The following is a 15,217-nucleotide window of genomic DNA, read 5'->3' as shown; positions in this document are numbered from 1 at the left end:
CACCCCGGCCTGACTCTCCTATGGTGATGCTTTGTACGTAGGTGCCTTGGAACTGGACGTCCTCCTCGGGGACGTCCATTCCTTGAAGCAGAAGCGTTCGGTGGTCAAGCCCGTGGTGGCCGAGTTGCGCCGCCGGTTCGAGGTCTCCGTGGCCGAGGCGGGCCATCAGGACCTGCACCGCAGGGCCCTGATCGGTGTGGCCGCGGTGGCCGCCGACGCGTCCCACGTCCGCGATCTTCTCGACGCCTGTGAGCGTTTGGTCGCTGGACGCCCCGAGTTGGAACTGTTGTCGGCCAGGCATCGTTTGCTTGGCCCGGACGACGATTAAGCAGAAAAGAGGAGCGTCGTGGCCGACGCACCCCGCGCCCGCAAGCTCGCGAAGCGCATCTCCCAGATCGTGGCCTCCGCGCTGGAGCACGAGGTCAAGGACCCGCGCCTGGCCAGGGTGACGATCACCGACACCAAGATGACCGGCGACCTGCACGACGCGACGATCTACTACACCGTGCTCGGCGACAAGCTCGACGCCGAGCCGGACATGCAGGGCGTCGCCGCCGCGCTGGAGAGCGCGAAGGGCGTGCTGCGCACGAAGGTCGGGCAGGGCACCGGGGTTCGGTTCACCCCGACGCTGACGTTCGTCGCCGACACCGTCCCCGAGGACGCGCGCACCATCGACGACCTGCTGGCCCGCGCCCGGGCCGCGGACGCCGAGGTGGCGGCCCTGGCCTCCGGCGCGTCCCACGCGGGCGAGCCGGACCCGTACCGCCAGCCCCGTGAGGAAGCGGACGACGACGAAGAGTGACCTGCGTCCCAGGACGTAGCGAAGGGTCGTGACCCGGCGACGTTGCAGGTGAGTCGGCCAGCGGTGGCAGGCGGAGAAGGTGCGGAGATGTCGAGCGGGCATTCGCCGACCCGTCGGACGGTCTTGGCCGCCGGGCTCACGTCGGTGGCCGGACTCGGCATCTTCGGGTACTGGCTGGTCCGCAAGGAGTTGCCAGCCCAGCCCGTCATCGCGTCGACGCCCACCCCGACCACGACGAAGCCGCCGCCGCGGCCGGTCGTCACCCAGCAGGTCCAGTCGGCCGCGCGGGGGCGGTCGGTCGAGCTGGTGATCATGCGTCCGGAGGGCGTCGACCAGGCCGAGTTGCCGGTCTGCCTCGCTCTGCACGGGCGGGGGGCGTCCGCGCAGAGCTTCGTGGAACTCGGCGTGCCCGCGATGCTGACCGCCGCCGTCGCCCAGGGTGTGCCGCCGTTCGCGGTGGCCGCCCTCGACGGCGGCGACTCGTACTGGGTGGCCGCCGACCCGGCTGACGACCCACAGCGGATGCTGGCCGAGGAGGTCCCTGGCTGGCTCACGGCGGCGGGGCTCAAGCCACCGAGCGCGGTCATGGGGATCTCGATGGGCGGGTACGGCGCGTTGAACTACGCGCGGGCTGTTCCCGGGCTTGGCGCTGTCGTGGCTATCAGCCCGGCGCTGTTCGCGTCGTGGAACGACGCCAGGGTGCGCAATGTGTTCTCCGGCCGTGCGCAGTGGGAGGCGACGGAACCGTTGCGGCACACGGAGAGCCTGAAGAAGGACGCGCTCGCGGTGTGGTGCGGGTCTGGTGACCCGTTCGCGCCGGTCGCGCGGCAGTTGATCGCGAAGGTCAAGCCGGAGACGGCGGTCATCGGGCCGGGGGCGCACGACGTCGCGTACTGGACGAAGATCCTGCCGGATGTGCTCGCCTTCGTAGGCTCCCGCGTCTGACGTCTGGCCATCCCGCGGTCGCGGGTGATCGCGGGGTCGGAGTGGACGGCGTGGCGGGCGTGCGGGAATGTGGCGGCATGGGTTCCGATCTCGCCGCCGCCGCCGAAGTGCTTCGGGCGGCCACTGATGTCACCTTGCTCGCCCACGTGAACCCCGACGCCGACGCGCTCGGCAGTGCGTTGGCGCTGGCGCTCGGACTGCGGTCCCGGGGCGCGAAGGTGCGGGTGTCGTTCGGCGCCCCCGACTCGATCTCGCCCGCGCTGCTCGCGCTCGATCCCGACGGACTGGTCATCCCGGCCGACGAGGTGCCGTCGGCCCCGGCGACGCTGGTGGTGCTCGACTGCGGCAGCGAGCGCAGGCTCGGCAGGCTGGCGGGCCGGGTCGCGGCGACGAAGGCCGCGGGCGGGCGGGTGCTGGTGGTCGACCACCACGTCGACACCCCGCGCTTCGGCACCGACCACGTCCTCGATGAACACGCCGAGGCGACGGCCGTGCTGGTCGCGGCCCTGCTCGACGAACTCGACATCCCGCTCACCCCGGACATCGCCACCTGCGTCTACGCGGGCGTGCTGACCGACACCGGCTCGTTCCGCCGCGCCACCCCCGACACGCACCGGCTCGTCGCGCGGCTCATCGAGGCGGGGGCGCGGCCGGAGGCGGTGGCGCGGTCGTTCGACGAGCACCCGTTCAGCTGGCTGGGGATGCTCTCGCGCGTCCTGGGTCGAGCCCAGCTGGTGCCGGACGCGGCGGGTGGGGCGGGGCTGGTCTACGCGGTGGTGACCGCCGACGACATGGCCGACCTGCGGCCCGAGGACGTCGAAGGGGTCATCGACCTGCTCCGCGCCACCTCCGAGGCCGAGGTCGCCGCGGTGGCCAAGGAGCTCGACCCGGGGGTGTGGACGGTGTCGCTGCGGGCGGTCGGCAAGGTCGACGTGCGGGCGGCGGCGATCCGGCTGGGCGGCGGCGGGCACCGGCTGGCGGCCGGGTTCACCGCGCACGGGTCGGCCGAGGACGTGCTGGTGGCGATCAAGGAAGCCCTGATCTGAGGTAGCCTGCGCGCCGTGCTGACACTCCGACTGACGGCCGTCGCCGCGTTCGCCGTGCTCCTGACCGGATGCGGTGCCGCCGACGACAAGCCCGCCCCCACCGCGCCGCCGACCAAGGCCGACGTCGTGGGCTCCGCCCCGCAGGACTCCCCGGAGAAGCTCTACGCCGAGTACGTGTCCCGGCTGAGCAAGGCCGACGGCGCGGGCACGTGCGCGCTGTTCACCCCTAGCGGGGTGGTCGCCTTCGAGGACGAGTGGCGGACCGAGGGCTGCGAGCTGGTGGTCACGAAGGCGGCGGGCAAGATCGCCGACGTGGCCGCCTTCGCCACCAAGACCACGCCGAAGTCGAACGTCAAGGACAGCGACACGGTGGTGGAGCTGAGCGGGTGCGGTGTGGGCGGCATGAAGGTCCTGAAGTCGGACAAGGGCTGGCTCATCGACGCCTACCGCCACCCGGAAGCCGTCGCGGGCTGCTGATCCACCCGCGACGGCCCCTGATCGGCTAGAACGCGGCGACCGCCGCCCGTTCTGTCGACACCGCCTGCCCGACCAGTTCGTGCAGGTCGTCGAACGCGCCATCCGTCCGGCCCAAAGCGCGCGCCGACACGGCCGACCACTGCGCGCCTGCGGTCCGGTAGAGCGCGGCTGCCTCGGCGTACGCGGCTGAGCCGACGACCGGGCCTGCCTCGGCGAGGAACTCCGCGTACAGCGGCCGGGTCGCGCCGGGTGCGGTGTACTCGCGTTCCAGGCAGTCGTGCAGCCTGCGCAGGACCCACTCGGCGCTTTCGCCGAACAGCTTCGTCCAGCCCTTGCGTCCCGTGCGGTCCCCGAGCGCCTCGACCAGCCGGGACATGCCCGACAGCCCGAAGTTCGTGTCGAACGCGTGCCCCAGCACCGGACCGGTCAGGTGTCCGGCGGTCGTATCCACCGCGGCCCGGATCGCCGTCGGCAGGTCGGCGGTCGGCGCGCCGGTGACGGTCATCAGCGCGTGCTTGTGTTTGCCCGCCCACCCGGCCTCGAAGTCCGCGCGCGGCAGGGAATGTCCGTCGCTCAGGTGGACGGTGTCGCCCGCGTCGATGACCAGCACCGGCACCGGGTCGCCGAAGGCCGGGTCGACCTGGGGGAGCCACGGCAGCGCGGACCGGTCGACCGTGCACACCGCCGGGATGTCGGCCTCCAGCGCGGCCGTCAGCCTGCGGTCGGCGACCTTGGCGCTGGTCGTCGTCGTGGATTCCACGGTGCAGCCGAGGCGGGACAGGATCGCGGGCACGAACGGGTCCGGGTGGTGCTGGGCCACGATCGTCATGGTCGGGTGCGGGAAGCCCTTGTACTCGAACACCGCGTACAGGAACCCGATCCCGCCGCCGAGTCCGCAGAGCATGGCCTCGGTGTACGGCTCGCCGGTGTGCGGCGCGACCACGTCTAACTGGCGCAAGATGTCGCGGGCGAGGCTGGACGGCGCGTGGGTGCCGCGCGGCGCCTGGGCGGCGATGTGGCGGCGGGCGGTGGTGTAGGACTCGCCGGTGCGCGACATGCGTTCGCGGACCAGGGTTTTGAGGTTCTTCTGCCGGGTCATCGTCGTTCCTCCGGGGGCACACCGGCGGACTCCACGCGTCGCGTCCGGGCACCCCGCAAAGGGGAGTCGACAAGCCGGAAGCCGGTCAGGAGGACACGTATCCCCTTTGCCTTCGCGGTGCCGGGAGGCGTGGACTCCCGATCAGAAGGTCAGGCGCGAGACCTCGCCCGCCGAAGAGCCTACCCGGTGAGCAGGGTCGAGGCGAGGCTGACGACGGCGGACTCCAAGTCCGCAATGGACGGTCGCGGTTCCAGCAGCGACCAGTCGTAGACCACGGAGTTGATCGCGCCGATCAGGGCCAGCGCGGCGAACCGGAAGTCGCGCGCGGCGATCTCGCCCCGCGCGACGCCTGCCTCGCCTTCGCTGGTGACCGTGGCGACGATGGCCTCGCGGTAGTCCAGCCGCATCCGCTCGACGGCCTTGCTCGCGCCGACGACCTCGACGAAGCTCACCCGCACCCGGCGGAAATCGGACATGATCGCGCGCAGGTAGGCGGTGACGGCGGGGACGACCCTGGCCTGCACGGGCGCGGCCGGGGCCTGCGCCAACGCCGCCGCCGTCGCGGTGAGCGCCTCCTCAGTGATCGCCGCGTGCAGGGCGATGAGGACGGCTTCCTTGTTGGTGAACTCGTGGTAGAAGTGCCGCGTCGACACCTTGGCCGCCGTGCACAGCCGCTCGATCGGCGTGGCCTGGTAGCCGTCGGTGCCGAACAGCTCCAGTGCGGCCTCGAGTAACCGCTCCCGCCTCGCCGCGCTGCGTTCGTCGGCGTCGCGGCCCGAGTAGCGGCGGGCCACAGTCATTTCGCGCACCTCTTGTCATCGCCGGTTGTCCGGGCCTACGGTAGCGGTCTCACCCGAACTGAAAAGTAACATTTTCGGATGACGGAGGCTCAATGAAGCGCACGGCTCTGCTCTTGGCCATGGTCACGGTGTTCGCGGGCGCCGCCCCCGCCCAGGCCGCGATCCCCGAACCCCACGACGACGCGTTCTACTTGCCCGCGCCCGGCTACGAGTCGGCGGCGCCGGGCGCGGTGTTGAAGAAGCGGCAGGTGATCGCGGCTGGTCTGCCCGCGACGCAGTTCCAGGTGCGCAGCACGGACGCGAAGGACCGGCCGGTCACGGTGGTCAGCACGCTGATCGTGCCGCCGACGCCGTACTGGGGTCAGCGCCCGCTGCTGTCCTACCAGCCCGCGACCGACAGCCTCGGCGACCAGTGCGACCCGTCCTACACCCTGCGAACCGGGACGGAGAAGGAAGCCGCCCTGCTCGGTCTGGGCTTGGCCAAGGGCTGGGCGGTCGTCGTCACCGACTACCAAGGCCCCCGCGACGCCTACGGCGCGGGCCGGATGGAGGGCCACGCGGTCCTTGACGGCATCCGCGGCGCGATCTCGCTGCCGGAAGCCGGGCTGGCGAAGGCCAAGATCGGGATGTGGGGTTACTCCGGCGGCGGTCTCGCGACCGGCTGGGCCGCCGAGTTGCAGCCGACATACGCCCCTGAGCTGCGGATCGCGGGAGTGGCCGCAGGCGGCACGCCCGCCGACCTGAGCCTGGCCGCGAAGACCATCGACGGCGGCCTGTTCGCCGGGCTCGGCCTCGGCGCGATCGTCGGCCTGATGCGTGAGTACCCGGAGTTGGAGTCGCTGCTCAACGACGCGGGTCGGGCGCTCCAGGCCGAGATCGGTGACATGTGCGTGGCGGAGTTGGCTGCGCGCTACCCGTTCCGTCGGATCGCGCAGTACACGAACTCGCCGGACCCGCTCAACGAGCCGGTCGCCAAGCAGGTCCTCGCGCTGAACCGGATGGGCACCCAGGCGCCGACCGCGCCGGTCTATCTCTACCACTCGAAGTTCGACGAGCTGATCCCGTGGGCCGCGGGCGACACGGTCCGTCGCGAGTGGTGTGCGAAGGGCACGCGCGTCAGCTTCCACACCGACTACCTGAGCGAGCACAACGTGCTCGCCGTGACCGGAGCGCCCGCCGCGGTGGGGTATCTGGCGGCGAGGTTCGCGGGATTTCCGCTGGTCGGAGCCTGTTGACCGTTGGAGGGGGGTGACTACGGCGGCAAAATGGTATATACCAATTTCTGCAGTCGTCACCCCGTTCCATGAGGAGAGCCATGGCCACCGTCACCTACGACGCGACCACGAGGTACTACGCGGGCAACCCGCAGCCCGCCGTCGACCGCCTCGACCTGGCCGTCGAGGACGGCGAGTTCCTGGTGCTGGTCGGGCCGTCGGGTTGTGGCAAGTCCACGACCCTGCGGATGCTGGCCGGCCTGGAGGACGTCGACGGCGGCGCGATCCGCATCGGCGATCGCGATGTCACGAACCTGCCGCCCAAGGACCGTGACATCGCGATGGTGTTCCAGAACTACGCGCTGTACCCGCACATGACGGTCGCCGACAACATCGGCTTCCACCTCAAGATCGCGAAGATGCCGAAGGAAGAGCGGATCAAGCGGATCCGCGAGGCCGCCGACCTGCTCGACCTGACGCAGTACCTCGAGCGCAAGCCCGCCAAGCTGTCCGGTGGCCAGCGGCAGCGTGTCGCGATGGGCCGCGCGATCGTGCGTCGGCCCCAGGTGTTCTGCATGGACGAGCCGCTGTCCAACCTGGACGCCAAGCTGCGTGTCCAGACCCGCACGCAGATCGCGTCCCTCCAGCGGCGCCTGGGCGTCACGACGATCTATGTCACCCACGACCAGGTCGAGGCCATGACGATGGGTGACCGTGTCGCGGTGCTGAAGGACGGCGTGTTGCAGCAGTGCGACACCCCGATCGGCCTGTTCGGCCGTCCGGCGAACCTGTTCGTGGCCGGGTTCATCGGATCGCCCGCGATGAACCTGATCCCGTCGAAGGTGGTCGGGGAGCACGCCTCGGTCGGCGGACGTCCGATCCCGCTGACCCCGGCGCAGCGCGCGGCGCTGTCGTCTGACCAGGTCGTGGTGGGTATCCGCCCCGAGGGCTGGACGATCGTCCCCGAGGGCATCTCGGCGACCGTCGACGTCGTGGAGGAACTGGGCAGCGACCAGTACCTGTACTGCACTTCGGCGACCCCGCACCTCGACCCGTCCGGCCAGCGCAACGCCGCGCACGCGATCACCGTGCGGACCCCGGGCATGTCCCGCTGGCGTCCGGGCGACCAGATCGCCCTCGCGGCCCAGCCAGGTGCGGTGCACCTGTTCGACCCGGTGACCGGCAACCGCCTGCCGGACTAGTCCCGGGCGCGAAGGGGCAGGCGTGCTCGCCTGCCCCTTCGCGGGTCTTTGTTCAGCTGCCGGCCATCCCGGGCTGACTGGGCAGACGCGTCCGCGACACGCGCGCCGGACACCGTTCCCGGCATGAGTCGTCGCCCGCTGCTTGCCCTGCCCGTCGTGCTCGCGGCGTGCCTCGCCGCGTCGCTGCCCGCGAACGCCGACTCGGCCCGCGCCGCCGCCCCGGTCACGCTGGCCGTCATCGGCGACACCCCGTACGGCGCCGACCAGGTGGTGGCGTTCCCGAAGCTCATCGACAGCATCAACGCCGACCCCAAGGTCCGCGACGTGCTGCACCTCGGCGACATCAAGAGCGGCAGCACGCTCTGCGCGGACGAGTACTTCGCGCACATCGCCGACGAGTTCGCCACGTTCAAGGACCCGGTGGCCTACACCCCGGGCGACAACGAGTGGACCGACTGCCACCGCGCCAACAACGGCGGCTACGACCCGCTGGAGCGGCTCGGCGCCCTGCGCTCGACGTTCTTCACCGCCCCACTCGGCGGCAGGCCGAAGGCGCGGCACCACCAGGGCGGGCCGTTCGTGGAGAACGCGCGCTGGGATGACGCCCGGGTCCTGTTCGCCACCGTGCACGTGGTCGGCTCCAACAACGGCCTGGCGCCCTGGTTCGGCGGCGCCGAGACCCCGGAGCAGACCAGCCGCAAGCTCGCCGAGGTCAAGGCCCGCACCGACGCCGCGCTGGCGTGGATCGACGAGGCGTTCGACACCGCCGCCGCCCAGGACTCGCTGGGCGTGGTGCTCGCCATGCAGGCCGACACCTTTGTCGGGGTCGGCGCGAGCGGCTTCACCGAGATCGTGCGCCGCATCGCCGACCGGTCCCGCGCGTTCCCCGGCGAGGTGCTCCTGCTGCAGGGCGACACCCACCGCTACCTGGTCGACCAGCCGCTGGCCTCCGGCCACGCCGGGTACGGCGTCACGCAGCCCGTGCCCAACCTGACCCGCGTGGTGGTCGAGGGCGAGATCGCGACGGAGTGGCTGCGCCTCACCGTCGACCCGCGCGCCGACAAGCTGTTCACGTGGGAGCGCGTGAAGCTGCCTGCCTGATCCCTAACCTCGGTGGCGGGACCTGAACGCCGCCACGTGTGCCCGGTTCGCGCACTTCGTCGTGCAGTAGCGCTTGGTGCCGTTGGTCGACCGGTCCAGGAAGAAGTTCCCGCAGTCCGCGCACCGCCCCCACTGCGTCAGGCGGTACTCGACCAGTCCTTGCGCCAACCCCCACGCCGCCGCCGCGGCCACCTCGGTCGCGGGCGGCGCGTCGGCGTCGGCCACGTGGATGTGCCACGGGTTCGCGGTGTGCCCGGAGACCCTCGGCCGGGGCGGGTGCTTCTCCAGCAGCGTGTTGACCCCGCTGAGCACCGTCTCCCCGTCGCCGTCCGTCGCTGCCGCCAGCGTCGAGCGCAGCGCCTCGGCCACCGGACGCAGCGCGGCCAGGTCCGCGTCGGTCGCCCGGTCGGCCCACCACGGCTCCTCCCGCAGCGTCTCGACCAGCGTCGGCAGGTCCGTCAACTCGGCGTTGGCCAGGCGGAGGGCGACGTCGAGGTAATCGGCGTTGTCCAATGTCGGTCCTTACAGCTACTGTCAGGGGCGAAACGGGACTTCACACCTTACGCCAAGGCGGTGCACTCATGAGTGACCTACGCCAGGTCGCGCGCCTCGCCTTGCCCGCGCTCCCGGTGCTCGCCGCCGAGCCGCTCTACCTGCTGGTCGACACCGCCGTCGTCGGCCATCTCGGTGCCCTCGAACTCGGCGCGCTGGGGATCGGGGCGATCGTCCTGGCCCAGCTCTCCACCCAGTTGACCTTCCTCTCCTACGGCACCACCGCCCGCGCCGCCCGCCTCCACGGCGCGGGCCGCCGCACGGACGCGGTCGCCGAGGGAGTCCAGGCGACCTGGCTCGCGCTGGTGGTCGGCCTGGTCATCGTCGGCGTCGGAAACCTGCTGGCCAGGCCGGTGGCCACCGCGCTGGCGGGCCCCGGCGACCTGGCCGACGCCGCGACCGGCTGGCTGCGGATCGCGCTGCTCGGGGTCCCGCTGATCTTGGTGACGCTGGCGGGCAACGGCTGGATGCGCGGGGTCCAGGACACGCGGCGTCCGCTTCGCTACGTGCTCGCGGGCAACGGCGTGTCCGCGATCCTCTGTCCGGTGCTGGTCCATGGCACGGGCATGGGCCTCAACGGGTCCGCGGTGGCCAACGTCGCAGGCCAGGTCGTGGCCGGGTCGCTCTTCCTCCGCGCGCTGCTCGCCGAGAAGGTCGACCTGCGGCCGCATCCCAAGATCGTCAAGGCGCAGCTCGTCCTCGGGCGCGATCTGATTCTGCGCAGCCTCGCGTTCCAGGCGTGTTTCGTGTCCGCCGCCGCGGTGGCCGCCCGCACGTCCGTCGGGGCCGTGGGCGCGCACCAGGTCGTCTTGCAGCTGTGGACGTTCCTGGCGCTGGTTCTCGACTCGCTCGCCATCGCGGCCCAGTCGTTGGTCGGTGCCGCGTTGGGCGGTGACAACGCCGCGCGCGCGAAGGTGTTGGCGCGGAAGATCACCGGTTACGGCCTGGTGTTCGGCGTCACGCTGGCCGCTGTGTTCGCCGCGCTCGCGCAGATCCTGCCGCGCGTGTTCACGCAGGATTCCGTTGTCCTGCGAGAGATCCCGCATGCCTGGTGGTTCTTCGTCGCGATGCAACCCGTTGCGGGAGTGGTGTTCGCGCTCGACGGCGTCCTGCTCGGCGCGGGCGACGCGAAGTTCCTCCGTACGGCCACGCTGGCCTCGGCGATCGCCGGGTTCCTGCCGCTGGTCTGGCTTTCGCACGTGTTCGGGTGGGGGCTGACGGGAATCTGGATCGGCCTGAGCCTGTTCATGTTGATCAGGCTCGCGACGCTGCTCGGCCGGATGCGGGACGGCCGGTGGGCGGTCACCGGGACTGTCCACATGGGACTGTGATGGACGACACGCTTAGCTAGGCTAACAATTCACCGGGTGCATCGATGACACTGGTGTAGACCTACGCGAGATTGGAGCCGCCTGTGCCTGCCGCCAAGCGCCGAGCGCTGGTGATCTGGGCAACCGCGGTGGCGGTCTACCTGTTGGCGGTGTTCAACCGCACATCCCTCGGCGTGGCCGGTCTCCAGGCCGCTGAGCGGTTCCATGTGGGCCCCGCCGCGCTCGGGGTGTTCACCGTCCTGCAGGTCGGCGTGTACGCCATCATGCAGATCCCCACCGGCCTGCTGGTCGACCGCTTCGGCCCGCGCCGGGTGCTCGTCGCCGCCGCGTTCGCCATGGGGATCGGCCAGCTGTTGTTCGCCTTCGCCCCCACCTACTCCATCGCCGTGATCGCCCGCGGCGTCCTCGGCTTCGGCGACGCGATGACGTTCATCAGCGTCCTGCGGCTCGTCGCCGCGCACTTCTCGTCGCGCCGCTACGCCTCGATCGCCTCGCTCACCGCCGCGGTCGGCTCGATCGGCAACCTGGCGGCGACGGTGCCGCTGACCCTGCTGCTGTCGCACGCGGGCTGGGTAGCCACGTTCGCGGTCACCGGCTCGGTCACCGCCTTGTACGCGATCGTCGTGTTCCTGCGCGTCAAGGACGCGCCGGTGGGCGCCCCCGCGCACCGCTCCGACGCCAGTTCGCTGCGCGCCCTGCTCGCCCAGGTCCGCGACGCGTGGCGGACGCCCGGCACCCGGCTCGGGTTCTGGGTCCACTTCTCCACGATGTTCGCCCCCGCCGTGCTGGGCCTGCTGTGGGGCTTCCCGTACCTGGTCCGCGCCCAGGGCATGTCCGAGTCGGCGGCGGGCGCGGTGCTGAGCCTGCTGGTGATCGTCGGCGGTGTCACCGGCCCGATCGTCGGGGAGACGATCAGCCGCAAGCCGGAGTGGCGCGTGCCGATGGTCGCGGCGTTCCTCGCGGTGTCGGTCGGCGTGTGGGCCGTGCTGCTCGGGTGGCCGGGCGGGGTGGTGCCGGTGCCGCTGGTGATCGTCGCCTTCTCGTTCGTCTCGCTCGGCGGCCCGCTGTCCGGTGTGGGCTTCGCCATCGCCCGCGACTACAACCCGCTGTTCCGGGTGGGCACGGCCAGCGGCGTCGTCAACGTCGGCGGCTTCGCCGCCATCACGGTGACCACCCTGTGCATCGGCCTGCTCCTGGGCGGCGACGCCGCGGCCGCCGACGCCAACAGCTTCCGCGTCGCGTTCCTCACCATCGCCGCCATGCTCCTGCTCGGCGCCTGGCGAACCGGGGTGTGGTGGCGGCGGGCGCGGGCGTTCGTTTTGGTCGCGGGCGCACGTGGCGAATCGGTGCCGGTGCAGATCCGCAGGCGCGCTTGGGACATCCCAGCGCACGCGGGATCCATCGCGTCATAGGATTCCCGGTCGTGTCCAAAGCCAGTACGCGCCCCACCGTCGCCCCCGGACTGCTTGTCGTCGACAAGGAACCGGGCATGACCTCGCACGACGTCGTCTCCCGGGTCCGGCGGATCATCGGAACCCGCAAGGTCGGCCATGCGGGCACGCTCGACCCCATGGCGACCGGAGTGCTGGTCCTGGGGATTGAGCGCGCCACGAAACTGCTGGGTCATCTCGCGCTCGACCGCAAGACGTACCTGGCCACGATCCGGCTGGGTGCGTCCACGACCACGGATGACGCTGAGGGGGAGGTCGTGTCGTCGGCCGACGCGTCCTCGGTGAGTGATGACGCGATTGCTGAGGGGATCGCGGCGTTGACTGGGGACATTTTGCAGGTTCCCAGTTCGGTGAGTGCGGTGAAGATCGATGGGAAGCGGGCGTACGCGCGGGTTCGGGCGGGGGAGGACGTGCAGATTCCCGCTCGGCCGGTGACGGTGTTCCGGTTCGATCTGCTGGGGACTTCTCGGGGTGCGGTTGTCGATCTTGATGTGATGGTCGACTGTTCTTCTGGGACGTATGTGCGGGCGTTGGCTCGGGATCTTGGGGCTGCGTTGGGGGTCGGCGGGCATCTCGCTGCGCTGCGGCGGACTCGGGTTGGGCCGTTCGATCTGCGGTTGGCTCGGACGTTGGCGCAGTTGGAGGAAGACCCGACTTTGTCGCTGGATATGGACGGGGCGGTGGCGGCGGCGTTCCCTCGGCGGGACCTGGGGAAGGCGGAGGCGATCGCCTTGTCGCATGGGCGGAAGCTGCCCGCGGCGGGGATCTCGGGGACTTATGGGATCTTCGACCCTGCCGGCAAGGCGATCGCGCTTGGGGTGGATGAGGGCAGCCTCGCCAAGGCGCTGCTGGTACTGGACGTCCCCTGATTTGTGCTGGGGTGCCTGTTTGGGTGGTTCGCCCGCCAAGTGGGCCTGTGCGGGTCAAAAGGTGGGGCGAAGGAACCCCATCCGCACCACGAGTTCAGGCCCATTTGCCCCGAATCAAGGCGAACCACCCAAACAGGCATTCGCGTTCTGGTGTTGCCCTGCTTAGGGCTTCAGTTTCCTTGCTCGCATGCGGTTTGAGCCGCTTCTCGCGCTTTCTCCTTCTCGTTCCGGTCCCACTTCGTCATTCAAGGGTGCGCCGGCGGTAGGTAGTGCGCTGGGCCACGGTGGCGCGTGGGCGGTCAGCCACTAGGGTTGGCGGCGTGCAGCGATGGCGCGGGCTTGAGGATCTTCCGAGCGGTTGGGGTCGTTGTGTGGCCACCATCGGGGTGTTCGATGGGGTCCACCGCGGGCATCAGGAGCTGATCAAACGGGCGGTCGAGATCGCCCACGAGCGCAAGCTCCCGAGCGTTCTGCTCACCTTCGACCCTCACCCGTCCGAGGTGGTCCGGCCGGGTAGCCACCCCGCGCAACTGACCACCCTCCGTCGTAAGGCCGAGCTCGTCGAGAGCCTCGGCATCGACGCCTTCTGTGTCCTCCCCTTCACCCCCGAGCTCTCCAAGGTCACCGCAGACGAGTTCGTCCACGAGGTCCTTGTCGAGCGGCTGCACATCGCCGCCGTCGTCGTCGGGGAGAACTTCACCTTCGGTAACCGGGCGCTGGGCAATGTCGAGTTGCTGACCAAGCTCGGTCACCGGTTCGGGTTCTCCACCGAGGGGGCCAAGCTGGTCACGGCCGACTCGGCGGGCGAGATCACCTTCTCCTCCACCTATATTCGCGCCTGCATCGACGCCGGGGACGTGCAGGCCGCGCAGGCCGCGCTCGGCCGCCCGCACCGGCTCGAAGGGATCATCGTGCGCGGCGACGGCCGGGGGCACGAGTTGGGCTTCCCGACCGCGAACCTCTCCACCCCCCGCTTCGCCGCGGTTCCCGCTGATGGCGTCTATGCCTGCCAGTTCACCCTGCTCAACAATCTGAAACGAGGACCGCTCACGGCCGCGGTCAGCGTCGGCACCAATCCGACGTTCTCCGGTCGCGAGCGCCGCGTCGAAGCCTTCGTGCTCGACGTCGACGAGGACTTCTACGGGCAGCGGGTCGCCATCGACTTCATCGAGCGGTTGCGGGCCATGGAGAAGTACCCGTCGAGCGAGGCGCTCGTCGAGCAGATGCACAAGGATGTCGACCGCACCCGGGAGCTGCTCGACGGCGAGTAGGCGATTCGCCCACGGACCGTGGCCGGGCCTGGCAAGATGCTCCCAAAGCGGGCAGGGAGGCCATTGACGTGGAGGACCACAAGATCGTCCAGCGCAACATCGCGTTGCAGCGGGAGTGGTACGGGGAACCGTTGGGCGATCGGGTACGCAGGCTGGTTGTGGCTTTCGACGTCTCGCAGGCCAGTCTGGCCGACGTTCTCGGCATCAGCGCCCCCATGCTCAGCCAGGTCATGAGCGGCCGCCGGGCCAAGATCGGCAACCCGGCCGTCCTCGCCAGGCTGATCATGCTCGAACGCAAGATCCTCACCCCCGACGTCGCCTCCGGCCGCCGTGAGGCGCTCCAGGCCGCCCTCGACGACGTGCGTGCCTCGAAACCGGCCGTGACCAGGGACAACCTGCCCGTCGACGTCGGTCGCAGTGCGATCATGGCGTTGCGCAGGCTCATCCCGTCCAACGACCTGACCGAGGCCGCCGCCACGCTCGATGGCCGGTTCCCCGAACTCGCCGACCTGCTGCGTCGCGCGGGCAAGCGGGTATGAGGCTGTTCAGCGCGTTCCCCCTGCCCGACGAAGTCGCCGACCACCTCGCCGCGAACCTCCCGCAAGCCCCCGGTCGCCTGACAGCCCGCCTGACCTGGCACATCACCGTCGTGTACTACGGCGAGACCACCCCGCCGTTAATTCCCGCGACACTCCAGGCCCCGCGCCTTAAGCTGAGCGGGACGGGAACGTTCCCGGGTGTCGCCTGGATCGGTGTCGAGAGCAGCCCCGAGTTGCACACGATCGTGAAAGCCGCGGGTGGCGACCCGGCGGACTACATCCCGCACATGACTCTCTCCCGCTGGCCGAAACGCCACCGGATGAGCTTCGAGGCCGACTACGAGGGACCAGAGTGGACCCCCGCCGAACTCGTCCTCTACCGCAGTGACCCAGGCCCGGTGTACACCCCGGTCCAGCGGTTCGGACTGCTCCACGCGGAGTAGTCGGCGGCCACCTGCTAACCTTGGTGATTGGGTCCGGCTGCAGTCCGTGGCGGCCGGTACCGACTCACCCGGGTG

General features: G+C 70.5%; 17 protein-coding genes. 14 read left to right on the top strand and 3 right to left on the bottom strand.

Features of this window, described 5'->3' with window-relative positions; all coding sequences use genetic code 11:
- Positions 1-31: 31 nt before the first annotated feature.
- From ACSHT8_RS13540 to ACSHT8_RS13520, 5 genes are all read left to right on the top strand, one after another.
- Positions 32-328 (top strand): DUF503 domain-containing protein, encoded by a 297-nt coding sequence (locus ACSHT8_RS13540; RefSeq protein ID WP_436501145.1) that lies wholly within the window; start codon positions 32-34, stop codon positions 326-328.
- Between the two features lie 18 nt (positions 329-346).
- Positions 347-802, top strand: a complete 456-nt coding sequence (rbfA, locus tag ACSHT8_RS13535; RefSeq protein ID WP_436501143.1) for a 30S ribosome-binding factor RbfA — start codon at positions 347-349, stop codon at positions 800-802.
- Positions 803-889: 87 nt separating this feature from the next.
- On the top strand, positions 890-1,747 hold the full coding sequence (locus tag ACSHT8_RS13530; RefSeq protein ID WP_436501141.1) for an alpha/beta hydrolase: 858 nt from the start codon (positions 890-892) through the stop codon (positions 1,745-1,747).
- A 77-nt stretch (positions 1,748-1,824) separates the two neighbouring features.
- The gene (locus ACSHT8_RS13525) at positions 1,825-2,793 is read left to right on the top strand and encodes a DHH family phosphoesterase (RefSeq protein ID WP_436501140.1); all 969 of its coding nucleotides are present in this window, start codon (positions 1,825-1,827) and stop codon (positions 2,791-2,793) included.
- A 15-nt stretch (positions 2,794-2,808) separates the two neighbouring features.
- Positions 2,809-3,270 carry a hypothetical protein gene (locus tag ACSHT8_RS13520; RefSeq protein WP_436501138.1) on the top strand — a complete coding sequence of 154 codons (462 nt, stop codon included), beginning with the start codon at positions 2,809-2,811 and terminating at the stop codon, positions 3,268-3,270.
- Between the two features lie 25 nt (positions 3,271-3,295).
- On the opposite strand, the gene ACSHT8_RS13515 is transcribed toward ACSHT8_RS13520, so the two are convergent.
- Both ACSHT8_RS13515 and ACSHT8_RS13510 read right to left on the bottom strand, forming a co-directional pair.
- A complete protein-coding gene (locus tag ACSHT8_RS13515) occupies positions 3,296-4,369 on the bottom strand; it encodes a DUF4872 domain-containing protein (protein ID WP_436501136.1) in 1,074 nt (357 codons plus the stop codon).
- A gap of 179 nt (positions 4,370-4,548) precedes the next feature.
- The gene (locus ACSHT8_RS13510; RefSeq protein ID WP_436501134.1) at positions 4,549-5,169 is read right to left on the bottom strand and encodes a TetR/AcrR family transcriptional regulator; all 621 of its coding nucleotides are present in this window, start codon (positions 5,167-5,169) and stop codon (positions 4,549-4,551) included.
- A gap of 92 nt (positions 5,170-5,261) precedes the next feature.
- Between ACSHT8_RS13510 and ACSHT8_RS13505 the strand changes: the two genes are divergently transcribed.
- From ACSHT8_RS13505 to ACSHT8_RS13495, 3 genes are all read left to right on the top strand, one after another.
- A complete protein-coding gene (locus ACSHT8_RS13505) occupies positions 5,262-6,404 on the top strand; it encodes a lipase family protein (protein ID WP_436501132.1) in 1,143 nt (380 codons plus the stop codon).
- A gap of 80 nt (positions 6,405-6,484) precedes the next feature.
- Positions 6,485-7,585: an ABC transporter ATP-binding protein gene (locus tag ACSHT8_RS13500; protein WP_436501130.1), complete on the top strand. Its 1,101-nt coding sequence runs from the start codon at positions 6,485-6,487 to the stop codon at positions 7,583-7,585.
- Between the two features lie 123 nt (positions 7,586-7,708).
- Positions 7,709-8,686, top strand: a complete 978-nt coding sequence (locus ACSHT8_RS13495; protein WP_436501128.1) for a metallophosphoesterase — start codon at positions 7,709-7,711, stop codon at positions 8,684-8,686.
- 3 nt (positions 8,687-8,689) lie between these two features.
- Here ACSHT8_RS13495 and ACSHT8_RS13490 read toward each other — a convergent pair whose 3' ends face one another.
- Positions 8,690-9,199 carry a CGNR zinc finger domain-containing protein gene (locus tag ACSHT8_RS13490; protein ID WP_436501126.1) on the bottom strand — a complete coding sequence of 170 codons (510 nt, stop codon included), beginning with the start codon at positions 9,197-9,199 and terminating at the stop codon, positions 8,690-8,692.
- 68 nt (positions 9,200-9,267) lie between these two features.
- Here ACSHT8_RS13490 and ACSHT8_RS13485 point away from each other — a divergent pair, with 68 nt between their 5' ends.
- From ACSHT8_RS13485 to ACSHT8_RS13460, 6 genes are all read left to right on the top strand, one after another.
- On the top strand, positions 9,268-10,569 hold the full coding sequence (locus tag ACSHT8_RS13485; RefSeq protein WP_436501124.1) for an MATE family efflux transporter: 1,302 nt from the start codon (positions 9,268-9,270) through the stop codon (positions 10,567-10,569).
- Between the two features lie 83 nt (positions 10,570-10,652).
- Positions 10,653-11,981, top strand: a complete 1,329-nt coding sequence (locus ACSHT8_RS13480) for an MFS transporter (protein ID WP_436501122.1) — start codon at positions 10,653-10,655, stop codon at positions 11,979-11,981.
- Positions 11,978-12,889 carry a tRNA pseudouridine(55) synthase TruB gene (gene truB, locus ACSHT8_RS13475; protein WP_436502062.1) on the top strand — a complete coding sequence of 304 codons (912 nt, stop codon included), beginning with the start codon at positions 11,978-11,980 and terminating at the stop codon, positions 12,887-12,889. Before ACSHT8_RS13480 ends, truB begins: the two co-directional genes overlap by 4 nt.
- 320 nt (positions 12,890-13,209) lie before the next feature.
- Positions 13,210-14,160 (top strand): bifunctional riboflavin kinase/FAD synthetase, encoded by a 951-nt coding sequence (locus tag ACSHT8_RS13470; RefSeq protein ID WP_436501120.1) that lies wholly within the window; start codon positions 13,210-13,212, stop codon positions 14,158-14,160.
- Positions 14,161-14,228: 68 nt separating this feature from the next.
- Complete coding sequence (locus ACSHT8_RS13465; RefSeq protein ID WP_436501118.1) at positions 14,229-14,699, top strand: XRE family transcriptional regulator; 471 nt, start codon at positions 14,229-14,231, stop codon at positions 14,697-14,699.
- On the top strand, positions 14,696-15,142 hold the full coding sequence (locus tag ACSHT8_RS13460; protein WP_436501116.1) for a 2'-5' RNA ligase family protein: 447 nt from the start codon (positions 14,696-14,698) through the stop codon (positions 15,140-15,142). Before ACSHT8_RS13465 ends, ACSHT8_RS13460 begins: the two co-directional genes overlap by 4 nt.
- Positions 15,143-15,217 lie beyond the last annotated feature (75 nt).

This window comes from Actinokineospora sp. HUAS TT18 (genome assembly GCF_051364635.1).
Classification (GTDB): Bacteria; Actinomycetota; Actinomycetes; order Mycobacteriales; family Pseudonocardiaceae; genus Actinokineospora.
This window is presented reverse-complemented; position numbering and strand designations above follow the sequence as displayed.